The 23,740-nt window shown below is 72.9% G+C and carries 20 protein-coding genes; 13 read left to right on the plus strand and 7 right to left on the minus strand.

Annotated features, from left to right (window positions below; genetic code table 11):
* Positions 1-128: 128 nt before the first annotated feature.
* Positions 129-1,265, minus strand: a complete 1,137-nt coding sequence (locus ACWDD9_RS07540; protein WP_449811084.1) for a cytochrome c oxidase assembly protein — start codon at positions 1,263-1,265, stop codon at positions 129-131.
* A gap of 297 nt (positions 1,266-1,562) precedes the next feature.
* Here ACWDD9_RS07540 and ACWDD9_RS07545 point away from each other — a divergent pair, with 297 nt between their 5' ends.
* A complete protein-coding gene (locus tag ACWDD9_RS07545) occupies positions 1,563-3,191 on the plus strand; it encodes an FtsW/RodA/SpoVE family cell cycle protein (RefSeq protein ID WP_380777412.1) in 1,629 nt (542 codons plus the stop codon).
* A gap of 122 nt (positions 3,192-3,313) precedes the next feature.
* On the opposite strand, the gene ACWDD9_RS07550 is transcribed toward ACWDD9_RS07545, so the two are convergent.
* Positions 3,314-4,741: a YihY/virulence factor BrkB family protein gene (locus tag ACWDD9_RS07550; protein WP_449811085.1), complete on the minus strand. Its 1,428-nt coding sequence runs from the start codon at positions 4,739-4,741 to the stop codon at positions 3,314-3,316.
* 213 nt (positions 4,742-4,954) lie between these two features.
* On the opposite strand from ACWDD9_RS07550, the gene ACWDD9_RS07555 reads away from it, so the two are divergent.
* The 11 genes from ACWDD9_RS07555 (at position 4,955) to ACWDD9_RS07605 (ending at position 14,858) form a co-directional block, all read left to right on the plus strand.
* On the plus strand, positions 4,955-5,038 hold the full coding sequence (locus ACWDD9_RS07555) for a putative leader peptide (RefSeq protein WP_310593185.1): 84 nt from the start codon (positions 4,955-4,957) through the stop codon (positions 5,036-5,038).
* Positions 5,039-5,236: 198 nt separating this feature from the next.
* Positions 5,237-6,961 carry a nitrite/sulfite reductase gene (locus ACWDD9_RS07560; protein ID WP_449811086.1) on the plus strand — a complete coding sequence of 575 codons (1,725 nt, stop codon included), beginning with the start codon at positions 5,237-5,239 and terminating at the stop codon, positions 6,959-6,961.
* Positions 6,962-7,060: 99 nt separating this feature from the next.
* Positions 7,061-7,243 carry a hypothetical protein gene (locus ACWDD9_RS07565; protein ID WP_030060859.1) on the plus strand — a complete coding sequence of 61 codons (183 nt, stop codon included), beginning with the start codon at positions 7,061-7,063 and terminating at the stop codon, positions 7,241-7,243.
* The gene (locus ACWDD9_RS07570; protein WP_117487354.1) at positions 7,224-7,925 is read left to right on the plus strand and encodes a phosphoadenylyl-sulfate reductase; all 702 of its coding nucleotides are present in this window, start codon (positions 7,224-7,226) and stop codon (positions 7,923-7,925) included. Before ACWDD9_RS07565 ends, ACWDD9_RS07570 begins: the two co-directional genes overlap by 20 nt.
* Before the next feature lie 62 nt (positions 7,926-7,987).
* Positions 7,988-8,569 carry an adenylyl-sulfate kinase gene (gene cysC, locus ACWDD9_RS07575; RefSeq protein WP_049655048.1) on the plus strand — a complete coding sequence of 194 codons (582 nt, stop codon included), beginning with the start codon at positions 7,988-7,990 and terminating at the stop codon, positions 8,567-8,569.
* Entirely contained in the window at positions 8,566-9,525 is a 960-nt protein-coding gene (cysD, locus tag ACWDD9_RS07580) for a sulfate adenylyltransferase subunit CysD (RefSeq protein ID WP_259316546.1), read from the plus strand. The genes cysC and cysD overlap by 4 nt, the downstream gene beginning before the upstream one ends.
* Positions 9,525-10,838 (plus strand): sulfate adenylyltransferase subunit 1, encoded by a 1,314-nt coding sequence (locus ACWDD9_RS07585; protein WP_074001004.1) that lies wholly within the window; start codon positions 9,525-9,527, stop codon positions 10,836-10,838. Before cysD ends, ACWDD9_RS07585 begins: the two co-directional genes overlap by 1 nt.
* Positions 10,839-11,084: 246 nt before the next feature.
* Entirely contained in the window at positions 11,085-12,248 is a 1,164-nt protein-coding gene (locus tag ACWDD9_RS07590; RefSeq protein WP_049655034.1) for an aliphatic sulfonate ABC transporter substrate-binding protein, read from the plus strand.
* Between the two features lie 142 nt (positions 12,249-12,390).
* On the plus strand, positions 12,391-13,194 hold the full coding sequence (locus tag ACWDD9_RS07595; protein ID WP_416873510.1) for an ABC transporter ATP-binding protein: 804 nt from the start codon (positions 12,391-12,393) through the stop codon (positions 13,192-13,194).
* Positions 13,181-14,113, plus strand: a complete 933-nt coding sequence (locus tag ACWDD9_RS07600; RefSeq protein ID WP_074001002.1) for an ABC transporter permease — start codon at positions 13,181-13,183, stop codon at positions 14,111-14,113. The genes ACWDD9_RS07595 and ACWDD9_RS07600 overlap by 14 nt, the downstream gene beginning before the upstream one ends.
* 7 nt (positions 14,114-14,120) lie before the next feature.
* Positions 14,121-14,858: a sirohydrochlorin chelatase gene (locus tag ACWDD9_RS07605; protein ID WP_449811171.1), complete on the plus strand. Its 738-nt coding sequence runs from the start codon at positions 14,121-14,123 to the stop codon at positions 14,856-14,858.
* Between the two features lie 3 nt (positions 14,859-14,861).
* Here the strand turns inward: ACWDD9_RS07605 and ACWDD9_RS07610 are convergent, their stop codons facing one another.
* The 5 genes from ACWDD9_RS07610 to ACWDD9_RS07630 all read right to left on the minus strand — a co-directional run bounded on the left by ACWDD9_RS07610 (position 14,862) and on the right by ACWDD9_RS07630 (position 20,902).
* A complete protein-coding gene (locus tag ACWDD9_RS07610) occupies positions 14,862-15,173 on the minus strand; it encodes a hypothetical protein (protein ID WP_449811087.1) in 312 nt (103 codons plus the stop codon).
* A gap of 148 nt (positions 15,174-15,321) precedes the next feature.
* Positions 15,322-16,035 (minus strand): ricin-type beta-trefoil lectin domain protein, encoded by a 714-nt coding sequence (locus ACWDD9_RS07615; RefSeq protein ID WP_053112563.1) that lies wholly within the window; start codon positions 16,033-16,035, stop codon positions 15,322-15,324.
* 292 nt (positions 16,036-16,327) lie between these two features.
* Complete coding sequence (locus ACWDD9_RS07620; RefSeq protein WP_074001000.1) at positions 16,328-17,995, minus strand: DEAD/DEAH box helicase; 1,668 nt, start codon at positions 17,993-17,995, stop codon at positions 16,328-16,330.
* 163 nt (positions 17,996-18,158) lie between these two features.
* A complete protein-coding gene (locus tag ACWDD9_RS07625; RefSeq protein WP_049657493.1) occupies positions 18,159-18,365 on the minus strand; it encodes a cold-shock protein in 207 nt (68 codons plus the stop codon).
* A gap of 338 nt (positions 18,366-18,703) precedes the next feature.
* Complete coding sequence (locus tag ACWDD9_RS07630; RefSeq protein WP_380738717.1) at positions 18,704-20,902, minus strand: MMPL family transporter; 2,199 nt, start codon at positions 20,900-20,902, stop codon at positions 18,704-18,706.
* Positions 20,903-21,469: 567 nt separating this feature from the next.
* On the opposite strand from ACWDD9_RS07630, the gene ACWDD9_RS07635 reads away from it, so the two are divergent.
* Positions 21,470-23,704 carry an MMPL family transporter gene (locus tag ACWDD9_RS07635; protein ID WP_449811172.1) on the plus strand — a complete coding sequence of 745 codons (2,235 nt, stop codon included), beginning with the start codon at positions 21,470-21,472 and terminating at the stop codon, positions 23,702-23,704.
* The last annotated feature ends 36 nt before the right edge of the window (positions 23,705-23,740 follow it).

Genomic DNA, 23,740 nt, shown 5'->3' on the forward strand with positions numbered 1-23,740 from the left:
GCCCGCCGCGAACAGCCGCTCGGCCACCCCGCCAGACCCGGCCACCCGGCTGCCCGGCCACCCCGCCAAACTCGGCCACCCCGCCAGGCCCGGCCACCCCGCCACCAGACACCCGCCCCCGCCGCGCCCTACCCTCCGTACCGGTGCTTGAGGTTCGGGTCGTCCAGCCACCACGGCCGCATCCCGGTCTCCTCTTCCTCCGGCTGCCCCGTCTCCCGCGCCCGCTCGGCCGCCGCCGCGAAGCGGGCGTCCAGCTCGGCGTCCACCGCCTCGGTCTCCTCCCGCCCCTGCACCACCATCCGCCGCACCAGCGCGGCCAGGAACGGCAGCCCGACCAGGTCCCCCAGCACCCAGAACGCGTTGCCGCCCCAGGTCTGGTCCTGCGCCGGGCTCGGCCCCCACGGCCGCCCGAGCGCCAGGTAGTAGTGCTCGGCGACCAGGTGCCCGCCGTAGATCAGCACGATCCCGAGCCCCGCGTCGAAGATCACCTCGGCGAAGGTGATGAACAGCCCGACCAGGTGCGGGTACTCGTGCCCGACCGGGTCGAGCTGCAGGCGCGGCCAGAAGTACGCGAGGCCGAGCAGCACCAGCGCCAGGTGCAGCACCACGTTCCCGAGCCCGCTGGACACCGACCACTCGTACCAGGGCGTGAAGTAGAGCAGCCACGGCGGCGCCATCAGCAGCGCGGTGGAGACCGCCGGGAACATCAGCACCTTGGACGGCCGGCTGCGCAGCGCCCGCAGGACGCGCTCCCGCCGGGCCGCCGGCGCCGCCTCGACCAGCAGCGAGACCGGCGCGCCGAGCGCCAGCAGCAGCGGGACGACCATCAGGAGCAGCACGACCTGCACGGCCCGGTCGGTGAAAAGGATCCGGTCGTACACGCCGAGGCCCGAGCAGGTGCACCAGATCCACAGCAGCAGCCCGCCGAGGAACGCGGCGGTACGGGTGGGCTGCCAGCGCCCGCCGGCGAACCCGGCCCCGACCCCGACCCCGGAACCAGCCCCACCCCCGCTCCCGGCCCCGCCGGCCCGGTTGACGCGGCGCACCGCCGCCAGGTACCAGGCGCCGAGCAGCACCGACAGCGCGAGCACCAGCGGCTCGGCCGTCCAGGAGGTCGCCAGGTCGGACCACTGCCACGGCGGCGGCCCGCTGTAGGCGAGCACCGAGGCGGGACCGCCCACCGGACCGCCCGCCGGGCCGCCCACCAGGCCACCCGCCGGAGCACCCATCGCGCCGTCCAGCACCGCGCCCATCCGCCCGCTCACCTCGCTCGTCCCGGTGGTCCCCGCCTGTCGCGAATCCCATCGGCCGGGACCCGCCGATCGGGAACCCCGACACCGGAGCACCCCGGCGCCCGGCCATGATGTCCCTCGGCCGCGCCCCCGCCGCACCCGGGGCCCGCCTCTATACCCGGGCCTGAACAAAGCTTTACCAAGCCCCAACAAAGCTTTGCCCAGGCAAAGTTCTGCCCTCCGTCCCCTCTTTTCCGCAACCGCGGGCGAAGACACAAACGTCTGGCAGGATGCCCCGTCGGCGAGACCCGCCACGTGGCCGACAAGGGGATGACAAGGGTGCGAACCACTGCACGCGGCGACGGCCGCCGGCTGGCGGCGCGCCACCGCAACATCGAACTGGGCCTCCTGGCCCTCGCGGTGGCCGTCTGTCTGGCGGGACACATCGACGCCGACCTGGCGCTCACCGGCAGGATGCCGCCCGGGCTGCTGGTGCACGGCCTGTCGCTGGGCGCGCTGGCCGGGGCGGCCCACCTGGCGGTGCGCCGGTTCGCCCCGTACGCCGATCCGCTGATCCTGCCGCTGGGCGTCTTCCTGACCGGCTTCGGGCTGGTGCTGCTGGACCGGCTGGACTTCAGCTACAAGGCCGCGCACGCCGCCAAGGGCGACTACCAGAAGCTCCCGGCGGCGCCCTCCCAGCTGATGTGGGTGTTCATCTCGGTGGCGGCGGCGCTCGCGCTGATCGTCTTCGTCAAGCACCACCGCTTCTTCCAGCGCTATGTCTACCTGCTGATGGCGGGTGCGCTGATCCTGCTGGCCGCGCCGGTGCTCTCCCCGGGCGACAGCTTCGGCGCCAAGCGCTGGATCCGGCTGTTCGGGCTCTCCTTCGAGCCGGACGAGTTCGTGAAGGTCGCGATCACGATCTTCTTCGCGGGGTACCTGATGGCCTCCCGGGACGCGCTGGCGCTGGCCGGGCGGAAGGTCTGGGGGCTGACCCTGCCGCGCGGCCGGCACGCCGGCCCGGTGCTGGCGATCTGGGTGGTCAGCCTGCTGGTGCTGATCTTCGAGCGCGACCTGGGCACCTCGCTGATCTTCTTCGGCGTCTTCATCGTCATGCTGTACGTGGCGACCGAGCGCACCAGCTGGGTGGTGCTCGGCCTGCTGATGGCGGTCGGCGGTGCGGCGGTGGTCGGGACGGTGGAGCCCCATGTGCACGGCCGCGTCGAGGCCTGGCTGCACCCGCTCGACTACTACAAGCCGGTGCACGACATGGCGATCTCCGAGCAGCCCGCCGAGGCGCTGTTCAGCCTGGGCACCGGGGGCATGACCGGGACCGGCCTGGGCTCGGGACGGCCCTGGCTGATCGGCTTCGCCGGGCGCAGCGACTTCATCTTCACCACCATCGGCGAGGAGCTGGGCCTGGCCGGGGTGACGGCGATCCTGCTGGTCTACGTGCTGCTGGTCCAGCGCGGCCTGCGCACCGCGATCGGCCTGACCGACCCGTTCGGCAAGCTGCTGGCCACCGGTCTGTCGGCGGCGCTGGCGCTCCAGGTGTTCGTGGTGGTCGGCGGGGTGAGCGGGCTGGTCCCGCTGACCGGCAAGGCGCTGCCGTTCCTGGCCGCCGGCGGCTCGTCGCTGCTGGCGAACTGGCTGATGGTGGCGCTGCTGATCAAGCTGAGCGACTCCTCCGGGCGCACCGCCCTGGACCCGGCCCAGCCCTCCCCCGAGCCGCTCCCGGCCCAGGCCCGCCCGGCCGAGCCGTCCGTACGAACCGAACCGTCCGCGCCCGGCCCGTACGGCCCCACCGACCCCGACGCCCCGCACGACCCGTCAGCCCAGCGCCCGACGGACCCGACCCCGGCGGGACCGCTCTCCTCCACCCCCGGCGCCGCCGACCCCTCCGCCCCGACCGAGCTGCGCCCCGCGTACGGCCACCCGCCGAACCCGTCCGCCCCCTGACCCACCGCCCGACCCACCGCCCGACCCACGACGCACCCGCGGCGCACCCCACGCCCCGACGCACCAGGGCCTCCCCCGCACCCGCGGGAGAGGCCCTGCCGTCAACCTTCCGTCCGCCCCGCCTACCGCTGTTCCCACGGCGGCCGGGGCGGCCTCGGCGGGTACCCCGGCACCTGCTGCCCAGGCGGCACCGGCCCCAGCCCCGGCCCGGACGGCGCCCCCGGCCCCGAACCCGGCCCAGGCCCAGGCCCAGGCCCAGGCCCAGGCCCAGCGCCCGACCCCGGCTGCCCTGCCCCCGCCCCCGCCCCGCCCGCCTGCGGCGGCCCGGCCGGCCGGTCGCTGTCCGGCGGCGGCGGCCCGGGCCGGTGGTGCGGCCCGCCGCGGGCGGTGAGCCGGCCGCGCACGTTGTCGGCGGCCAGCACGTCGGCCCACCGCTCCGGGTACTCGGAGGGCACGTCCTCGCCCTCGTCCTCGCCCCACTCCTCCTCGACGCCCTCGGCGAGCCCGAGTTCGCGGGCGCGCCGGGCCCGTTCGGCGGCCCGCCGGGCGGCGACCTCGCGGACCACGGCGGCGGCGGCCTCCTCGTGGGCGCGCTCGTTCTCGGCGCGCGCGTCGGCGGTCTCCAGGGTGGGCCAGCGGCGGTCTATCGCGGCGTTCATCGCGGCGCCGATGAGCACCGCGAGCGCCACCACGAAGATCCACAGCAGGACGGCCACCGGCGCCGCCAGCGAGCCGTACACCGAGGGGCCCTCGACCGAGCTGACCAGGTAGACCCGCAGGCCGACGCTGCAGAAGACCAGCACCACCAGGGCGACCAGGGCGCCGGGGATGTCCTCGCGCCACGGGGTCGAGACCGGGACGGCCAGGTGGTAGAGGGTGGTCAGCGAGACGGTCAGCAGCACGATGGCGACCGGCCAGTAGAGCGCGCCGACCAGCCCGGACACCCCCGGTACGGCGTTCTCCAGCAGTCCCGGACCGACCATCAGCAGCGGCAGCACCAGCGAGCCGATCACCAGGGCGCCGAAGTAGAGGCTGAGCGACATCAGCCGGGTCTTGACGATGCCCCGCTTGCCGTCGAGCCCGTACATGACGGTGATGGTGTCGATGAAGATGTAGAGGGCCCTGGAGCCGGACCACAGGGACAGCAGGAAGCCGATCGAGACGAGGTCGGGCCGGGTGCGGTCGAACACCCCGTCCAGCAGCGGGACCACGACCTCGTTGACGGAGGAGTCCGACAGCACCGTCCCGGAGGCCGAGAGGATGCTCTTCTTGAGCCCGGCGATGGTGCCCGCGCCGACGAACTCGTCGAGGTAGCCGAGGGTGCCGGCCAGCCCGAGCAGCAGCGGCGGGATCGACAGCAGGGTGAAGAAGGCCGCCTCCGCGGCGAGCCCGGTGACCCGGTACTCGACGCAGGTGTTGGTGGTGTCCCTGATCAGTTCCCACGCCGTGCGGCGCCAGGTGGCCTGTTTGGCCGCGCGCCGGGAGCCCTTGCCCCGCCGCCGGGAGGGCCGCTCGGCGTTCGCTCTGCTCGTATCGCCTGCTGCTTGCACAGGGCCAACCGTATCGGGCCGGGGCCCGGCGGTTGATCTCCCCGGGGGTACGGGCGCGTGGCCGGGCGGGGTGGGGGCGCGTCGCCGTACGCGTCGCCGGACGTCCGGGCGGGGAGCGGCGGGAACATCCGGATGTCCCACATGACGAAACCTCAGAGTCCAGTATCTGGATGTTAGTGGACCGCGAGTCCCGCGCCGTGCGAATCTCTTGCCATGCCTAGCGCCGGAACCACCCTAGTAGGTCGACTCCACGTCGATCTCCTTCGCGTGTCCAGCGCCATCTGTCCGGTGACCTGAGCCCCCCGTCTCCGCCGCACCACCGCACCCGGCGCCGACCTTCCCGCCATCCCCGCCGCAGCGGATGCGCAGGCGCCCGCCCGGTCCCGGCCACCGCCCTCAAGACCTTGAAATCCGCAGGTCAGAGCGGTACCGCACGGCCGGACACGCCCCGCGACCCATTCGGCAGCAGCGCCATCCGCCCAGAAGGACTTCACCATGGCCACCTCCCCCGAGACCGTCGAGCCCACGGCCGACCGTGCCGCCGAGCGGCGCCCCGCAGCGGCCCGCAAGGTGACCCGCCACCGCGGCGAGGGCCAGTGGGGCATGGGCCACTACACCCCGCTGAACGCCAACGAGCAGTTCAAGAAGGACGACGACGGTCTCAATGTGCGGACACGTATTGAGACGATCTACGCGCACCGGGGCTTCGACTCCATCGACCCCGCCGACCTGCGCGGCCGGATGCGCTGGTGGGGGCTCTACACCCAGCGCAAGGAGGGCATCGACGGCGGCAAGACCGCGATCCTGGACCCGCACGAGCTGGACGCCGAGTTCTTCATGCTCCGGGTCCGCATCGACGGCGGCCGGCTGACCGTCCCCCAGCTGCGGGCGGTCGCCGAGGTCTCCGAGCAGTACGCGCGCGGCACCGCCGACCTGACCGACCGCCAGAACATCCAGTACCACTGGATCCGGATCGAGGACGTCCCGGCGATCTGGCAGAAGCTGGAGGCCGTCGGCCTGTCCACCACCGAGGCCTGCGGCGACACCCCGCGCGTCATCCTCGGCTCCCCGGTGGCCGGCATCGCCGAGGACGAGATCATCGACGGCACGCCCGCCATCGAGGAGATCCAGCGCCGCTTCATCGGCAACCCGGACTTCTCCAACCTGCCGCGCAAGTTCAAGAGCGCGGTCTCCGGCTCCCCGCTGCTGGACGTCGCGCACGAGATCAACGACGTCTCCTTCGTCGGCGTGGTCCACCCCGAGCACGGGCCCGGCTTCGACCTGTGGGTCGGCGGCGGCCTGTCCACCAACCCCAAGCTGGGCGTGCGGCTGGGCGCGTGGGTCCCGCTGGACGAGGTCGCGGACGTCTACGGCGGCGTCATCGGCATCTTCCGCGACTACGGCTACCGGCGCCTGCGCAACCGCGCCCGGCTCAAGTTCCTGGTCGCCGACTGGGGCGTGGAGAAGTTCCGCCGGGTCCTGGAGGAGGAGTACCTCGAGCGCCCGCTGCTCGACGGCCCCGCCCCGGCCGAGCCCGCCGCCCGCTGGCGCGACCACGTCGGCGTCCACCGGCAGAAGGACGGCCGCTACTACATCGGCTTCGCCCCGCGCGTCGGCCGGGTCGACGGCAAGCTGCTCGGCCGGATCGCCGACCTCGCCACCGCCCACGGCAGCGACCGGGTGCGCACCACCGCCGAGCAGAAGATGATCGTCCTCGACATCGCCGAGGAGCACGTCGACTCCGTGGTGGCCGGCCTGGAGGCGCTCGACCTGCGGGTCACCCCCTCGCCGTTCCGCCGCGGCACCATGGCCTGCACCGGCATCGAGTACTGCAAGCTCGCCATCGTCGAGACCAAGGAGCGCGGCCGCACGCTCATCGACGAGCTGGAGCAGCGCCTGCCGGAGTTCGCCGAGCCGCTGACCATCAACATCAACGGCTGCCCGAACGCCTGCGCCCGCATCCAGGTCGCCGACATCGGCCTCAAGGGCCAGCTGGTCACCGACGAGCACGGCGAGCAGGTCGAGGGCTACCAGGTCCACCTCGGCGGCGCGCTCGGCCTGGAGGCCGGCTTCGGCCGCAAGGTCCGCGGCCTCAAGGTCACCAGCGCGGGCCTGCCCGACTACGTCGAGCGCGTGCTGACCCGCTACCAGGCCGACCGCACCGAGGGCGAGCGCTTCGCCCAGTGGGCGGCCCGGGCGACCGAGGAGCAGCTGTCGTGAGTGAGCGATGGGGGCACCCCCGGCCGGAGGCTGGGGGAGAGCGAACCAAAAGGCAGGACGTTGTTCGCGAAGCGAACGCCGAGCGCAGCGAGGTGGGCAATGAGTGAGCGCGCTGCCCCTTTCTTCTGCCCCTACTGCGGGGACGAGGACCTGCGCCCCTCCGAGGCCGGGCACGGCGCCTGGGAGTGCCACGGGTGCCGCCGCGCCTTCCAGCTGAAGTTCCTCGGCCTGCTGTCACCGACCAACCACGGGGGTACGTCACATGAGCAGCACCGCGACTGACCACGAGGCGATAGCCGTCCGGGCCGGCCGCGAGCTGGAGGAGGCCACCGCGCAGGAGGTCCTGCGGTGGGCCGCGGACACCTTCGGCGCGCGGTTCTGCGTCACCTCCTCGATGGAGGACGCGGTGGTGGCCCACCTGGCGTCCTCGGTGTTCCCGGGGGTGGACGTGGTGTTCCTGGACACCGGCTACCACTTCCCGGAGACCCTCGGGACGCGCGACGCGGTGGCCGCGACCATGCCGGTCAACGTCATCACGCTCACCCCGCTGCGGACGGTGGCCGAGCAGGACGCCGAGCACGGGCCGGCCCTGCACGACCGCGACCCGGACCTGTGCTGCTCGCTGCGCAAGGTCGAGCCGCTCAACCGGGGCCTGGCCGGCTACGACGCCTGGGCGACCGGGCTGCGCCGCGACGAGTCGCCGACCCGGGCGAACACCCCCGTGGTGTCCTGGGACCCGAAGCGCCGCAAGGTCAAGATCGCCCCGATCGCCCGCTGGACCCAGGAGGACGTGGACGCCTACGTCGCCGCCCACGGCGTGCTGCTCAACCCGCTGCTGTGGGAGGGCTACACCTCGATCGGCTGCTCCCCGTTGTCCTGCACCCGCAAGCCGGGCGAGGGTGAGGACGCCCGGGCCGGCCGCTGGTCCGGCTCCGGCAAGACCGAGTGCGGCATCCACCTCTGATTCGATCCGTTCTGATCGTCCCTCCATCCTCGTGTAAGGAAAGAACCGTGACAGCTGACACCCTGGCCGCCGACGGAGCCGCAGAGGCGGCCCGCACGGCCGCCCCGTGCGAGCGCGGCGCCACCGTGTGGCTGACCGGGCTGCCGAGCGCGGGCAAGACCACCCTGGCCTTCGCCCTCGCCGAGCGGCTGCGCGCCGAGGGCCACAAGGTCGAGGTCCTGGACGGCGACGAGATCCGCGAGTTCCTCTCCAAGGGCCTCGGCTTCTCCCGCGAGGACCGGCACACCAACGTCACCCGGATCGGCTTCGTCGCCGAGAAGCTGGCGGCCAACGGCGTCAAGGTGCTCGCCCCGGTGATCGCCCCGTTCGCGGACTCCCGCGCCGCGGTGCGCGAGCGGCACGCGGCGGCCGGCACCGAGTTCCTGGAGATCCACGTCGCCACCCCGGTCGAGCTGTGCGCCGAACGGGACGTCAAGGGCCTGTACGCCAAGCAGGCGGCCGGCGAGATCTCCGGCCTGACCGGCGTGGACGACCCGTACGAGGCCCCGGAGCGGCCGGAGCTGCGCCTCCAGACCCGGGGCCGCGCGGTCGCCGAGTCCGCCGCCGAGCTGCACGCCTTCCTGACCGAGAGGGGTCTGGCATGACCACCGAGACCGACAGCCCGGTCCGCACCGCCGGCGACCCCAACCAGAATTCAGGGGGGCCCTTCGCGCTGTCCCACCTGGACGCGCTGGAGGCCGAGTCGGTGCACATCTTCCGCGAGGTCGCGGGGGAGTTCGAACGCCCGGTGATCCTGTTCTCCGGCGGCAAGGACTCCATCGTCATGCTGCACCTGGCGCTCAAGGCCTTCGCGCCCGCCGCCGTCCCCTTCTCGCTGCTGCACGTCGACACCGGGCACAACTTCCCCGAGGTCATCGACTACCGCGACCGCGTCGCCGCGCGGCACGGCCTGCGCCTGCACGTCGCCCACGTCCAGGACTTCATCGACCGCGGCGTCCTGCGCGAGCGCCCCGACGGCACCCGCAACCCGCTGCAGACCGTGCCGCTGCTGGACGCCATCGAGACGAACCGCTTCGACGCGGTGTTCGGCGGCGGGCGCCGCGACGAGGAGAAGGCCCGCGCCAAGGAGCGCGTCTTCTCGCTGCGCGACGAGTTCGGCGCCTGGGACCCGCGCCGCCAGCGCCCCGAGCTGTGGTCGCTCTACAACGGCCGCCACGCGGTGGGCGAGCACGTGCGGGTCTTCCCGCTGTCCAACTGGACCGAGCTCGACGTGTGGCAGTACATCGAGCGCGAGGGCATCGAGCTGCCGGAGATCTACTACGCCCACGAGCGGGACGTCTTCGCCCGCAGCGGCATGTGGCTGACCGCCGGCGACTGGGGCGGCCCCAAGGAGCACGAGCCGGTCCAGCGGCGGCTGATCCGCTACCGCACCGTCGGCGACATGTCCTGCACCGGCGCCGTCGACTCCGACGCCACCACCATCGAGGCCGTCATCGCCGAGATCGCCGCGTCGCGCCTCACCGAGCGCGGTGCGACGCGGGCCGACGACAAGCTCTCCGAGGCCGCGATGGAAGACCGCAAGCGCGAGGGATACTTCTAATGAGCACCGCCACCAACGCCACCTCGCTGCTGCGCTTCGCCACCGCCGGTTCCGTCGACGACGGCAAGTCCACCCTCGTCGGCCGGCTGCTGCACGACTCCAAGTCGGTGCTCGCCGACCAGCTGGAGGCCGTCGAGCACGCCTCCCGCAGCCGCGGCCAGGAGGCGCCCGACCTCGCCCTGCTCACCGACGGCCTGCGGGCCGAGCGCGAACAGGGCATCACCATCGACGTGGCCTACCGCTACTTCGCCACGCCCCGCCGGCGGTTCATCCTCGCCGACACCCCCGGGCACGTGCAGTACACCCGCAACATGGTCACCGGCGCCTCCACGGCCGAACTCGCCGTCGTCCTCGTCGACGCCCGCAACGGCGTCGTCGAGCAGACCCGCCGGCACGCCGCCGTCGCCGCCCTGCTGCGCGTGCCGCACGTCGTCCTCGCCGTCAACAAGATGGACCTGGTCGACTACGCCGAGCCCGTGTTCGCCGCCATCGCCGCCGAGTTCACCGCCTACGCCGCCTCGCTCGGCGTCAAGGACGTGCTGGCCGTCCCGATCTCCGCCCTCGCCGGGGACAACGTCGTGGAGCCGTCCGCGCACATGGACTGGTACGGCGGCCCGACCCTGCTGGAGCACCTGGAGACGGTGCCGGTCGGCAGCGACCCGGGCGCCGAGCCGGCCCGCTTCCCGGTCCAGTACGTCATCCGCCCGCAGACCGAGGAGCACCCCGACTACCGCGGCTACGCGGGCCAGTTGGCGTCCGGCGTGCTGCGCGTCGGCGACACCGTCACGGTCCTGCCGTCCGGCCACACCACCACCGTCGCCGGGATCGACGCCCTCGGCCGCCAGGCCGACGCCGCCTGGGCCCCGCAGTCGGTGACCGTCCGCCTCGCCGACGACCTGGACGTCTCCCGCGGCGACCTCATCGCCGCCGGGCCCGTGCCCGTCCCCACCAAGGACATCGAGGCCACCGTCAGCCACCTCAGCGAACGGCCGCTGCGCGCCGGCGACAAGGTCCTCCTCAAGCACACCACCCGCACCGTGCGGGCGCTGGTCAAGGACGTCGCCTACCGGATCGACATCGACACTTTGGAACAGCGCCCCGCCCCCGACGGGCTGAACGTCAACGACATCGGCCGGGTCGTCCTGCGCACCGCCGAGCCGCTGGCCCTGGACGGCTACTCCGACAACCGCCGCACCGGGTCGTTCCTGCTCATCGACCCGGCCGACGGCACCACCCTCACCGCCGGCATGGCGGGCGAGGCCTTCGCCACCGTACCCACCACCGGCACACCCGACGAGGAGGACTGGGTCTGATGCCCAGCGAGGCGTTCTCGGGCATGGACAAGGAAGGCGGCCGCATCGGCAGCGGCGTCCTCGGCAGCGGCCAGGGCGGCCTGACCCGATGTGCGGGCCGACGGGGCTGAGAACGCCCTGTCACCGGGCTGTCTCCCCCCACAGCCGCCCGGCTTGCCCCCGGCACACCGCTGCCGCGCGCACCACCTTCCAACCGTCCGTCCGAGACCGCCTCCTGACGGTCCGTCCGCGAACAGGACTCTCGCCATGGCACCGAACCCGGCCCTCCCGCATACCCGCACCCGCCCCGACGCCGGGCGGATCAGACGCTCCGCGGCCGCCGCCGCGGCCGGCCTGACCGTGGCGGCCCTGCTGTCGTCCTGCAGCTACGGCTCCAAGGCGGACGACAAGTCCTCCGACGCCAAGGCCAACACCGCTGCCACCGCCGGGAGTTCCGGCGCGAAGCTGTCCGCGGACACGGTGAAGATCGGCTACTTCGCCAACCTCACCCACGGCACCCCGCTGGTCGGCCTCCAGGAGGGCTTCTTCCAGAAGGAGCTCGGCGCCACCCAGGTCAAGACCCAGGTCTTCAACGCCGGCCCGGCCGAGATCGAGGCGCTGAACGCCGGCTCCATCGACATCGGCTGGATCGGCCCCTCCCCCGCGATCAACGGCTACACCAAGTCCGACGGCAAGTCCCTGAAGATCATCGGCGGTTCGGCCTCCGGCGGCGTCAAGCTGGTCGCCAACCCGGAGAAGATCGCCACCCTGGACGACCTCAAGGGCAAGAAGATCGCCACCCCGCAGCTCGGCAACACCCAGGACGTCGCCCTGCTCAACTACCTGGCGGGCAAGGGCTACAAGGTCGACGCGGCCACCGGCGCCGGCGACGTCTCGGTCGTGCGCACCGACAACAAGGTCACCCCCGACGCGTACAAGTCCGGCTCCATCGACGCCGCCTGGGTGCCCGAGCCCACCGCCTCCAAGCTGGTCACGCTCGGCGCGAAGGTCCTGCTCAACGAGAAGGACGTCTGGCCCGACAAGAAGTTCGTGATCACCAACATCATCGTCTCGCAGAAGTTCCTCACGGAGCACCCGGACGTGGTGGAGGCCGTGCTGCGCGGCTCGGTGAAGACCAACGCCTTCATCAAGGACAACTCCGACAAGGCCAAGGCCGACGCCAACGAGGCGATCAAGAAGGAGGCCGGCAACTCCCTGGAGCCCGCCATCCTCGACCCGGCCTGGGCCGACATCGACTTCCTGGACGACCCGCTGGCGAACACCCTCCAGGCCGAGGCCGACCACGCCGTCACCGCCGGGCTCCTCAAGAAGCCCAACCTGAACGGCATCTACGACCTCACCCTGCTGAACAAGGTCCTCGCCGCGGAGGGCCGGCCCGCCGTCGCGGACGCCGGACTCGGCGCCAAGTAGCGCCCGCAGCAAGGCCGTTCGTCACGACTCCGCGGTCCGGCCCCCGCCCGCCCGGTCGATCCCCGATCGATGCCCACCGGGACGGGCGGGGCCCGGGCCACGGCCCCGACCTCGCCAGACCACTCATCCAGGAGGTGCCCGGATGACCCCGGCACTGACCACCTCGGCGGACGCCCCCGGCGCCGACGCCCACGGCGGTGCGCCCGCCGTCCGGATCTCGCACGTGCACAAGTCCTTCGGCCGCCCCGGCGCCCAGACCCACGTCCTGGACGACATCACCCTCGACGTCGCCCCCGGCGAGTTCGTCACCCTGCTCGGCGCCTCCGGCTGCGGCAAGTCCACCCTGCTCAACCTCGTCGCCGGCCTCGACCGGCCCACCGCCGGCGCCATCGAGGTGCCCGGCGGCCGCCCCGCGCTGATGTTCCAGGAGCACGCCCTCTTCCCCTGGCTCACCGCCGGCAGGAACATCGAACTCGCCCTCAAGCTGGCCGGCGTCGCCCGCCCCGAGCGCCGCGCCGAAGCCGAGCGGCTGCTCGAACTCGTCCGCCTGGACGGCGCGTACGGCAAGCGCGTCCACGAGCTGTCCGGCGGCATGCGCCAGCGCGTCGCCATGGCCCGCGCCCTCGCCCAGGGCAGCAAGGTCCTGCTCATGGACGAGCCCTTCGCCGCCCTCGACGCCATCACCCGCGACGTCCTCCACGACGAGATCACCCGGATCTGGGCCGAACGGCAGCTGACCGTCCTGTTCGTCACCCACAACGTCCGCGAGGCCGTCCGCCTCGCCCAGCGGGTCGTCCTGCTCTCCTCCCGCCCCGGCCGGGTCGCCCGCGAATGGCACATCGACCTGCCCCAGCCGCGCCGCATCGAGTCCGCCGGCGTCGCCGACCTGTCCATCGAGATCACCGAAGAACTGCGTGGGGAGATCCGTCGCCATGGCCAGCACTGACACCACCCCCGTCCTGGACAAGAACGACAGGAACGACAAGCACGACCGGAACGACAGGACCGCCGACACCGCGGGCGTCGGCGCCGGCCTGGACGCCCTCGACGCCGTCACCGCACAGCGCGGCTCCCTCGGCGAGGCCCTGCGCAGCAAGGCCCTGCCGCCGCTCATCGGCGTGCTCGTCGTGCTCGCGCTCTGGCAGGGCGCGTACAGCCTGGAGCTCACCTCCTCCTACAAGCTGCCCAGCCCCGCCGACGTGTGGCGCTCCGCCCAGGACCTCTGGTACCAGGGCACGCTGTTCTCGATCATCTGGACCAGCGTCTGGCGCGGCCTGTCCGGCTTCCTCCTCGCCGTGGTGATCGGCACCCCGATCGGCCTCGTCGTCGCCCGCATCAGACCGGTGCGCACCGCCATCGGGCCCGTCCTGCAGGGCCTGCAGTCGCTGCCCTCGGTCGCCTGGGTGCCCGCCGCCGTCATCTGGCTCGGCATCAACGACTCGATGATGTACGCCGTCATCCTGCTCGGCGCCGTCCCCTCCATCGCCAACGGCCTGGTCGCCGGCATCGACCAGGTCCCCCCGCTGTTCCTGCGGGCCGGACGCACCCTCGGCGCCACCGGCCTCACCGGCGCCCGGCACGTCCTCATCCCCGCCGCCCTGCCCGGCTACCTCGCCGGCCTCAAGCAGGGCTGGGCCTTCTCCTGGCGCTCCCTGATGGCCGCCGAACTCGTCGCCTCCTCCCCCGACCTGGGCCGCGGCCTCGGCCGCTTCCTGGAGGACCAGCGCGAGTTCTCCGACATGTCCGGCGTCCTGCTCGGCATCATCCTCATCCTCTTCGTCGGCATCGCCATCGAGCTCCTCGTCTTCACCCCCGTCGAGCGCCGGGTGCTGCGCAACCGCGGCCTGCTGGCCACCGGCAAGTGAGGCAGCGCTGATGCCCGCCCTCCTCCTGATCGCCCACGGCAGCCGCGACCCGCGCCACGCCGCGACGGTGGCCGCGCTCGTGGAGGAGGTGCGGGCCCAGCGGCCCGGCACCGAGGTCGCCACCGCCTACCTGGACCACTGCGCGCCGCGGATCCCCCAGGTGGTCGGACGGCTCGCGGACGCGGTGGCGGTGCCGCTGCTGCTCAACCGGGCCTTCCACGCCAAGCACGACATCCCGGCCGCCCTGCGCGCCGCCGGCTCCCGGCTGCCGGTCGCCGACGTGCTCGGCCCCTCCCCCCTGCTGCTCGCCGCCCTGGACCGCCGCCTCGCCGAGGCCGGCCTCGCGGTCGGCTCACCCGCCGCCCGGGCCCGTACCGGCGTCGTCCTGGCGGCCGCCGGCTCCTCCGACCCGGCCGCCGACGCCGCGACCCGCGCGGTCGCCGCCGAGTGGCGCCGCACCCGCGGCTGGGCCGCCGTCGAGGTCGCCTACGCCTCCGCCGCCGGCCCCCGCGTCCCCGACGCCCTCGCCGCCCTGCGCACCGCCGGCGCCGAACGCACCGCCGTCGCCCCCTACCTGCTCGCCCCCGGCCTCCTCCCCGACCGCATCGCGGCCGCCGCCGAGGACGCGGGCGCGGACCTCGTGGCCGACGTCCTCGGCCCGTCCCCCGAACTGGCGGCCCTCCTCCTCCACCGCTACGACCAGGCCCGCCACGCCGCGGACACCACCCCGGCCCTCACCGCCTGACCGTCACGACGCCCGACGGTGCTGGTACTCCGCCACCGCCGCGGTGATCACACTGAGCGGCACCGGCTCGTCCACGTCCGCGATGGCGGCCTCGATCCACTCCCTCATGATCGCCGTCGGCTTCAGCCCCCGCTCCCGCGCCCGGCGCCGGACCTCGTCCATCACCGGCTTGGGCAGCCGCAGCGAGGTGGTGATCATCACCGACTCGGCCGCCACCGGCTCGCCCGGCTCGGCGCTCATGATCTCGTCCTCGGTCAGCTCGTGCGTCTCGTAGTACTCGGCGATCGCCTCGAGGTCCGCGGCGCTGTCGGCCATGCGTCACCTCCACCTCGTCCGGCACACGAGCAGCAGCGTGTTGCAAACGCAATGCACGACTCAAGCCGCCGTCACTCGGGCGAGTGACGGCGGCCAGGAGCACCGGCAGCGCGCACGGACGGGCCGTACGCCCTAGCCGGCTCGGGCGTCAGGCCGGGAGGTTCCACTTCTGGTTGGCGGCGCCGTTGCAGTCCCAGATGCCGAGCTGGTTGCCGTTGTCGGTGGAGAAGCCGAGGTCGTCCAGGCAGCGGCCGGACTGCGGGTTGAGGAGCGAGCCGTCGGGGCGGGCCTGCCACTGCTGGGCGCCGCTGCCGTTGCAGTCGTAGATCTGGACCTTGGTGCCGTTGCCGGTGTTGCCGCCGGAGACGTCCATGCACTTGCCGAGGGCGCGGATCGTGCCGTCGACGCCGATCCGCCACTTCTGCGCGACGGAGCCGTTGCAGTCGTAGATCTGGACGGCGGTGCCGTTGCCGACGTTGGCGCCCTTCACGTCGACGCACTTGCTCGCGTAGCCGGAGATCTGGCCGGTCGGGCCGGCCGGCGGGACGGCGCCGAGGACGACGCGCGGGAACTGGACGCTGTCGCCGATGCCGCAGGACGCGGACATGGTGCCGTCACCGATCGCGATGCCGCCGATGGCGGGGCGGGAGAACTGCACGGTGTGGTTGGAGTTCCAGTAGAGGCAGTTGGCGGTCACGGTCCAGGTCTGCATCGGGTCGAGGCCGGTACAGCTGCCGACGGCGTTCCAGGCGGAGGCCCAGGCGCCGCAGGCCGGGGCGGCCTGGGCGGAGGTGGCCGGGGCGGCCAGGGCGGCGGCCCCGGCGAGCAGGGCGGTGGTCAGCAGGGCGGAGGTTCGGCGCATGGGACGGTCGTCCTTCCGAGTGGGGGGATCACGTGGACTCACCATCCGCGCCTCCGTGGTGACGGGGCGTCGGATGTGTGGGCCGCGTCAGAGACTCGGGGGTGCGCGGTCGGCCGTCAACCGGCAGTGGACCGGCAGCTGCCGGGTGCGCCGGGGCTGAGCTGGGCGGTCGGTCCGGGCGGCAGTTTCGCCGGGGCACGGCACGGCGCCGGTCCCGGAAAAGCCGGAGGCCCCGCACGCCCCCTGCTGCGAGGGGGTGTGCGGGGCCCGTACGGCGTGGCCGGGACGGCCGTCAGTCGGCCTTGCGGCGCTGGCGGCCGGTGCCGTAGTTGGAGCCGGACTTGGTGCCGCTGCCGGGCTTGGCGCGGCCCGAGGAGCGGCCGATGAAGCCGGCCGCCTGCGGGCGCTCGCCCTGGGCGGCGCCGCCGATGCGCTGCTTGGGGCGGGGGCGGCGCGGGTTGCCGTTCATGTCGACGTCGGCGGGCAGCGCGGAGCGCTTGCCGGGCCGGCGGCGGGGGGTGCCGGACTTGGCCCCGGCGGGCTTGTCGGCGCCGCCCTTGGCCCCGGCGGCCTGGTCGGCGGTGACCGGTACGGCCAGCGTCACGGCCACGCCGCTGGGGGTGCGGGCGCCGGTGATCCGGGTGAGGTCGGCGTCGCCCGGGCGGATCTTGGTGACGGTCGGGCGGATGCCGGCCGTCGTCATCAGCCGGTTGACCTCGCGGCGCTGCTCGGGCAGCACCAGGGTGACGACCGTCCCGGACTCGCCGGCCCGGGCGGTGCGGCCGCCGCGGTGCAGGTAGTCCTTGTGGTCGACCGGCGGGTCGACGTTGACGACCAGGTCCAGGCCGTCGATGTGGATGCCGCGGGCGGCGACGTTGGTCGCGATGAGCGCGGTGACGTGGCCGTCCCGGAACTGGTCCAGGACCCGGTTGCGCTGCGGCTGGGACTTGCCGCCGTGCAGCGCGGCGGCCTTCACGCCGTTGGCGAGCAGCTGCTTGGCGAGTCGGTCGGCGCCGTGCTTGGTGTGCACGAACATGATCACGCGGCCGTCGCGGGAGGCGATGTGCGCGGTGGCGGAGGCCTTGTCGGCCTGCTCCAGCTGGAGGACGTGGTGGTCCATGGTGGTGACCGCGCCGGCCGAGGGGTCGACCGAGTGGGTCACCGGGTCGGTCAGGAAGCGCTTGACCAGCCGGTCGACGTTGCGGTCCAGGGTGGCGGAGAACAGCATCCGCTGCCCGCCCTCGGCGACCTGCTCCAGCAGCTTGCTGACCTGCGGCAGGAAGCCCATGTCGGCCATCTGGTCGGCCTCGTCGAGGACGGTGATCGCGACGTCGGAGAGGTTGACGTCGCCGCGCCCGATCAGGTCGTCCAGCCGGCCCGGGGTGGCCACCAGGACCTCGGTGCCGCGGCGCACCGCGTTGGCCTGCTTGTTGATCGACATGCCGCCGACGACGGTGGTGATCCGCAGGTTGACGGCGGTCGCGTACGGGGTGAGCGCCTCGGTGACCTGCTGGGCCAGCTCGCGGGTCGGCACCAGGACGAGCGCCAGCGGGTACCGGGCGTCGGCGCGGCGCCCGGCGGTGCGGGCGAGCAGCGGGAGGCCGAAGGCCAGGGTCTTGCCGGAGCCGGTGCGGCCGCGGCCGAGGACGTCGCGCCCGGCGATCGAGTCGGGCAGCGTGGCGGCCTGGATCGGGAAGGGCTCGGTGACGCCCTGGCGGCCGAGCGCGGAGAGGATCGCCTTGGGCATCTCCAGCTCGGCGAAGGACGCCGCCGGGGGCCGGGCCGGGGTGCCCTGGACCACGGTGAAGTCGGTGGCCTCGGGGGCGGCGGCGGGGCGGGCCTGCTTGGGGGCGCCGCTGCGGCCGCGCGGCTTGCGCGGGCGGTCGCCGCCGGCGGTGCGGCGGGCCTGGTCGGTGGTGCGGGGGCCGCGGTCGCGCGGCGAGCGGGCAGGGGTGGTCACGGATTCTCCGTCCGTCGGTCTACAGCCCGGGCTGCGGGCTGGAGTCGGCCGTCGGATGCATGGAGTGCGCCGCCCCGGCCGTACGGCGGCATGAGCGGGGGCCCGCACCGTGCGGTGCGGGCCCCCGCTTCGCGATGATCGCGAGTCAGCGTGGAGGCTGACGTCAGCCGATGATCTGGATGTTCTCGGCCTGCGGGCCCTTCTGGCCCTGGGTGACGTCGAACTCGACCTTCTGGCCCTCGAACAGCTCACGGAAGCCCTGGGCAACGATGTTCGAGTAGTGGGCGAACACGTCGGCGCCGCCACCATCCTGCTCGATGAAGCCGAAGCCCTTCTCGCTGTTGAACCACTTCACGGTGCCGGTAGCCATAACCGTCTCCTCTAAATCCTGGGGGCATCAGGGATCCACACCTCGTGGATCCCCGTGGTAGCCGCGATCCCCATCCGGAGACTGAAACACCGGACAAAACAAATGCGCCTGTCGGTTGGTACCAGCAGGCGCACACCACGTTCATGGGAACCAAAACTGCAACTGCTTCGACTGTAGCACGGTGGCACGGGGGTTGACCGGGGATTTTCCCGCCCAGGAGATCACGTTTGGTGGCCTCGGAAACGGGGCAGCGGCGCCCCGCCGTAGCGGGGCGCCGCCTGTTCGTACCGACCCGGTCAGGGCCGGGTCAGGGCACCGTTCACACCGACCCGGTCGGCTCAGCGCCGGCCGGCCGGCTCCGGCATCCCGTGGGCACCGGCCACCGGGGCCGGGCCCTCGCCGTGACCGTGGCCGTGGCCGTGGCCCGGGGCGTCCGCGTGGCCGGGCCACCAGGCGCGGTGGCCGAGCAGCGCGGTGAGCGCCGGGGTGAAGAACATCGCCATCACGAAGGCCGCGATGAGGATGCCGATGGCGATCGAGAAGCCCATCTCGCTCATCATCGTGTTGCCGGCCAGCAGCATGGTGGCGAAGGTCGCGGCCAGGATGAACCCGGCGGCGGCCACCGTCGGACCGGCGTGCCGGATCGCCTGGCTCGCCGCCTCGCGGGGGCTGCGGCCCTCCTGGGCCTCCTCGCGCAGTCGGGCGATCATCAGGATGTTGTAGTCGGTGCCGAGCGCGACCACGAACAGGTAGATCAGGATCGGCAGCATGAACATCAGGCCCTGCTCGCCCTTGATGTTCTGGAACAGCAGGGTGGTGGCGCCGAGGGTGGCGCCGAAGCCGAGGCCGACCGAGGCCATCAGGTACCAGGGGGCGACCACGCTGCGCAGCAGCAGCCCGAGGATCACCATGATCAGGACGGCGGCTATCGGGAAGACCAGGCTGTAGTCGTGGGCCATCGCCGTGTTGATGTCCTTGTACACGGAGGTGGTGCCGGCGACGTAGGCCTTGGTGCCGGCGGGCGCGTGGTCGTGGGCGACCTTGCGGACCTCGCCGATGGTGTCGATGGCCTTGTTGCTGGCCGCCTCGTCCTTGAGGACGACGGTGATGTCGGCGGTGAGCCCGTCCTTGCTGACCCCGTGCTCCGGGTCCGGCAGGGCCGCGCTGGAGACGCCGTCCACCTTGCCCAGGTCCGCCACGTAGCCCTTGAGGCCGGCGACGTCGATCTTGTTGCCGTTCTGGCTGGTCAGGTAGATGTGCGCGGGGTCGGCGGCACCGGCCGAGTAGGCCTTGATCATGGTGTCCTGGACGACCATCGACTCCTTGGTCTTCGGCATCGAGCTGCCGGCCATGTCGAAGGTGCCCTGGTAGCCGAGCGCGGCGACCGCGAGGCCGGCCATCACCAGGCCGGAGAGCAGGGCGGCGGCGCCCGGGCGGCGGCCGACGCTGCGGCCCATCGCGGCGAAGCGGGCGTTGGACGGCTCGCGCTGCCAGGCCTTGGAGGGCCAGAACAGGACCTTCTCGGGGATCAGGCAGAGGATCGCGGGCACCAGGGTGACCGAGGCGATCGCCGTGACGGCCACCGCGATGGCCAGCGACGGGCCGAGCGCCTTGAACATGCCGAGGCTGGACAGGACGAGCACGGCGAAGGCGACCACGACGGCACCGGCGGCGGAGGCGATCGCCTCGCCGACCCGGCCGACCGCGTTGGCGACGGCCTGCTTGCGGTCGTCACCGGCCCGCAGCCGCTCGCGGTAGCGGAACATCAGGAACAGGAAGTAGTCGGTACCGACGCCGTAGAGCACGACGGTGAGGATCTGCTCCATCGAGTTGTCGGCCTTGAGCCCGAACAGCTTGCTGGCGTCCGCGATCAGGCCGTTGGCGACCATCGAGTAGATGATCACGGAGAGGATCGGCAGCAGCGCGATGATCGGGCTGCGGAAGATGATCCCGAGCGTGAGCAGGATGATCACGACCGTGCCGAGGCCGATGAGCATGCCGGCCGTCTTGCCGGCGTCCTTCTGGTCCAGGTTCATCGCGGCCGGGCCGCCGACCTGGAACTTCAGGGTGCTGCCGGAGGCGAGCGCGGTGCCCTCGTCGCGGAGCTTCTTCGCGGCGTCGGTGAACTCGTCCGACTGCATCTTGGTCTTGTCGATGGAGACCATCGACATCGCGTACTTGTGGTCCTGGGAGTAGGACGCCGGAGAGACCGGGACGACCAGCTCGACCAGCGGGATCTTCTTGTCGGCCAGCCCCTGGGTGACCTTGGCCATGGTCGCCGCGTCGCCCTCGTCCAGCTTGCCGCCGTCGGTGCGCTCGAAGAGCAGCAGCGCGGACGGCGAGATGTTGGACGGGAAGGCCTTCTGCTGGAGCTCGGCGGCCTGGATGGACTCGTAGTGCTTGGGCAGGAAGGCGGCCTCGTCGGTGTTCGCCTTCAGCGGCGGGGCGGTCGCGACGATCGCGACCGCGGCGATCAGCCATGCGCCGATCACCCACCAGGGGCGGCGAACGACGAATTGTCCTAGTCGGTGGAACATGCTCGTGTGCCTCCTGGGCATGGTTCACCGCAGCCCTTGGGGGACGGGACGCTGGGCGACGGCAGGACCGGCGCGGGGAGTGCCGACGGCACTCCCTTGCCGGTCGGCAGGTAAGTAGGTTTGGGGCATCATCCTACGAGTACTTGCTTGCCGCCCGGCAAGGAGCCCCCGTGTGCTTCAACCCCCGTCGGGCCGCCCGAAGCGGCCCCGGCCCAGTCTCTCCCGGACGCACCCCTCCTGACCTCGTGCTCCGGGTGGAGTCATCTCCCCCTCAGGGTGGAGGAGCATCCCCTACCCCCCAGGAGGAGATCTCGGGGTCGGAGGGTAGGGAAAACCCCACCCGGGCCCCGAAGGAAGCACCAGGAAACGGCCACCCGCCAGCCGGATTACCCGTCAGGACCGGCTTCCCTACTGTCGATCGGGACGCCGGAGCGCAGCCGGCGCACCCCAGAGCGGCGGTCCCCCGACCCAGGGCCCCCGCCGCTCCCGTCCGGCGACGACCGCCGCTCTCCCAGGGGGGAAACCACCGTGAAGCCCGTGAAGTCCAGACTCGGCCTGGCGGCCGCGATGGGCGCCTGGAGCGCCCGGCACCGCAAGACCGCCGTGTTCGGCTGGCTGCTCTTCGTCGTCCTGGCCGCCGCGCTCGGCTCCGCCCACGGCAGCGTCAAGATAACCGACGCCGAGTCGGTCCCCGGACAGGTCTCCCGGGCCGCGCGGATCCTCGACGAGGCCGGGCTGAAGAGCCCGGCCGGCGAGACCGTCCTGGTCCAGAGCGCCACCCGCACCGCCGACGACCCGGAGTTCCGCACCGCCGTCGGCCAGGTGGTCGCCGCCGTGAACGGCACCGGCCGGGCCGCCGAGGTCCGCTCGCCGTACGACACCAAGGCGGTCTCCGCCGACGGCCACTCCGCACTGGTGACGCTGACCCTCAAGGGCGACCGCACCGAGGCCGCCGACCAGGTCCAGCCGGTGCTGGACGCGGTGGCCGGCGTGCAGAGGCAGCACCCGGGCCTCACCGTCGTCCAGCTCGGCGACGCCAGCTCCGGCAAGTGGATGCGGGACCAGGTCGGGAACGACTTCGCGCGCGCCGAGTGGACGGCCGTGCCGCTCGCCCTCGGCATCCTGCTGGTCGCCTTCGGCGCGCTGGTCGCCGCCGTGCTGCCGGTGGTGCTCGCGCTCACCGCCTTCGTCGCGGCCGCCGGACTGGTCGCGCTCGGCAGCGGCTTCCTGCACACCAGCGGCGACGCCTCCTCGGTGATGCTGCTGGTCGGCCTCGCCGTCGGCGTCGACTACTGCCTCTTCTACCTGCGCCGCGAACGCGAGGAGCGGGCCGCCGGGCGCGACGCCGCCACCGCGCTGGCCGTGGCCGCCGCCACCAGCGGCCGGGCGGTGCTGGTCTCCGGCGTCACCGTGGTGGTCGCCATGGCCGGGATGTTCCTCACCGGGATCGCCACCTTCAAGGCGATGGCCTTCGCCACCATCCTGGTCGTGATCACCGCCGTGCTCGGCTCGCTCACCGTGCTGCCGGCGCTGCTGTCGATGCTCGGCGACCGGGTCGAGAAGGGCCGGGTGCCGTTCCTCGCCAAGCTGCGCCGCCCGGACGCCGCGCGGACCGGCGGACGCTTCTGGAACGCGGTGCTGACCCCGGTGCTGCGCCGCCCGCTGGCCGCCACCCTGCTCGCCGGCGCCTTCCTGCTGGCCCTGGCCGCGCCGCTGCTCACCATGCACACCGCCAAGCTGACCTTCCAGCAGCAGCTGCCCGCGGGCAACGCCCTGGTCGCCGCCTCGCAGAAGATCGAGGCCGCCTTCCCCGGCAGCCCCGCCCCCGCCACCGTCGTGATCAAGGCCGCCGACATCGACTCCCCCGCGATGACCGCCGCGATCGCCGACCTCAAGGCGAAGGCCCTGGCGAGCGGGCGGATGCACGGACCGGTGGAGGTCACGGTGCACGCCGACAGGAACGTCGCCACCGTCGACATCCCGCTCAACGGCACCGGCAACGACGCCACCAGCAACGACGCCCTGAGGACCCTGCGCGAGGAGCTGGTGCCCGCCACCGTCCTCACGGTGCCCGGCACCGAGGCCCCGGTCACCGGCGACACCGCCGGGTCGTACGACTTCAACCGGAAGATGGGCGACTCGATGCCGCTGGTCTTCGGCTTCGTGGTCGTCCTCGCCTTCCTGCTGATGCTCACCACCTTCCGCTCCCCGGTCGTCGCGGCCACCGCCGTGGTGCTCAACCTGCTCTCGGTCGGCGCCGCGTACGGCGTGCTGACGCTGGTCTTCCAGCACGGCGTGGGCGCCTCGCTGCTGGGCACCGCCGGGGTCGGCGCGGTGGAGTCCTGGGTGCCGCTGTTCCTCTTCGTGATCCTCTTCGGGCTCTCGATGGACTACCACGTGTTCGTGGTCTCCCGGATCAAGGAGGGCCACGACCGCGGCCTGCCGACCCGAGCCGCGATCGCCGACGGCATCCGCTCCACGGCCGGGGTGGTCACCAGCGCCGCGGTGATCATGGTGGCGGTGTTCTCGGTCTTCGGCTCGCTGTCCATGCAGGTGATGAAGCAGATGGGCGTCGGCCTCGCGGTCGCGGTGCTGATCGACGCCACGGTGATCCGCGGGGTGCTGCTGCCCTCGGTGATGACCCTGCTGGGCGACCGCAACTGGTACCTGCCGCGCTGGCTGAACTGGCTGCCGGACCTCTCCCACGGCGAGCCCGTCCCGCCGGCCGACGCCGACCGGGGCCTGCCCACCCAGTCGGCCGGGCCGGCGGAGGGGGCCCGCCACCGCCGGGCCGGGGTCTGAGCCTCCCCGGCCTCCCCGACCCGTCCGACCCGTCCG

It is taken from the genome of Kitasatospora sp. NPDC001119, from assembly GCF_053598475.1.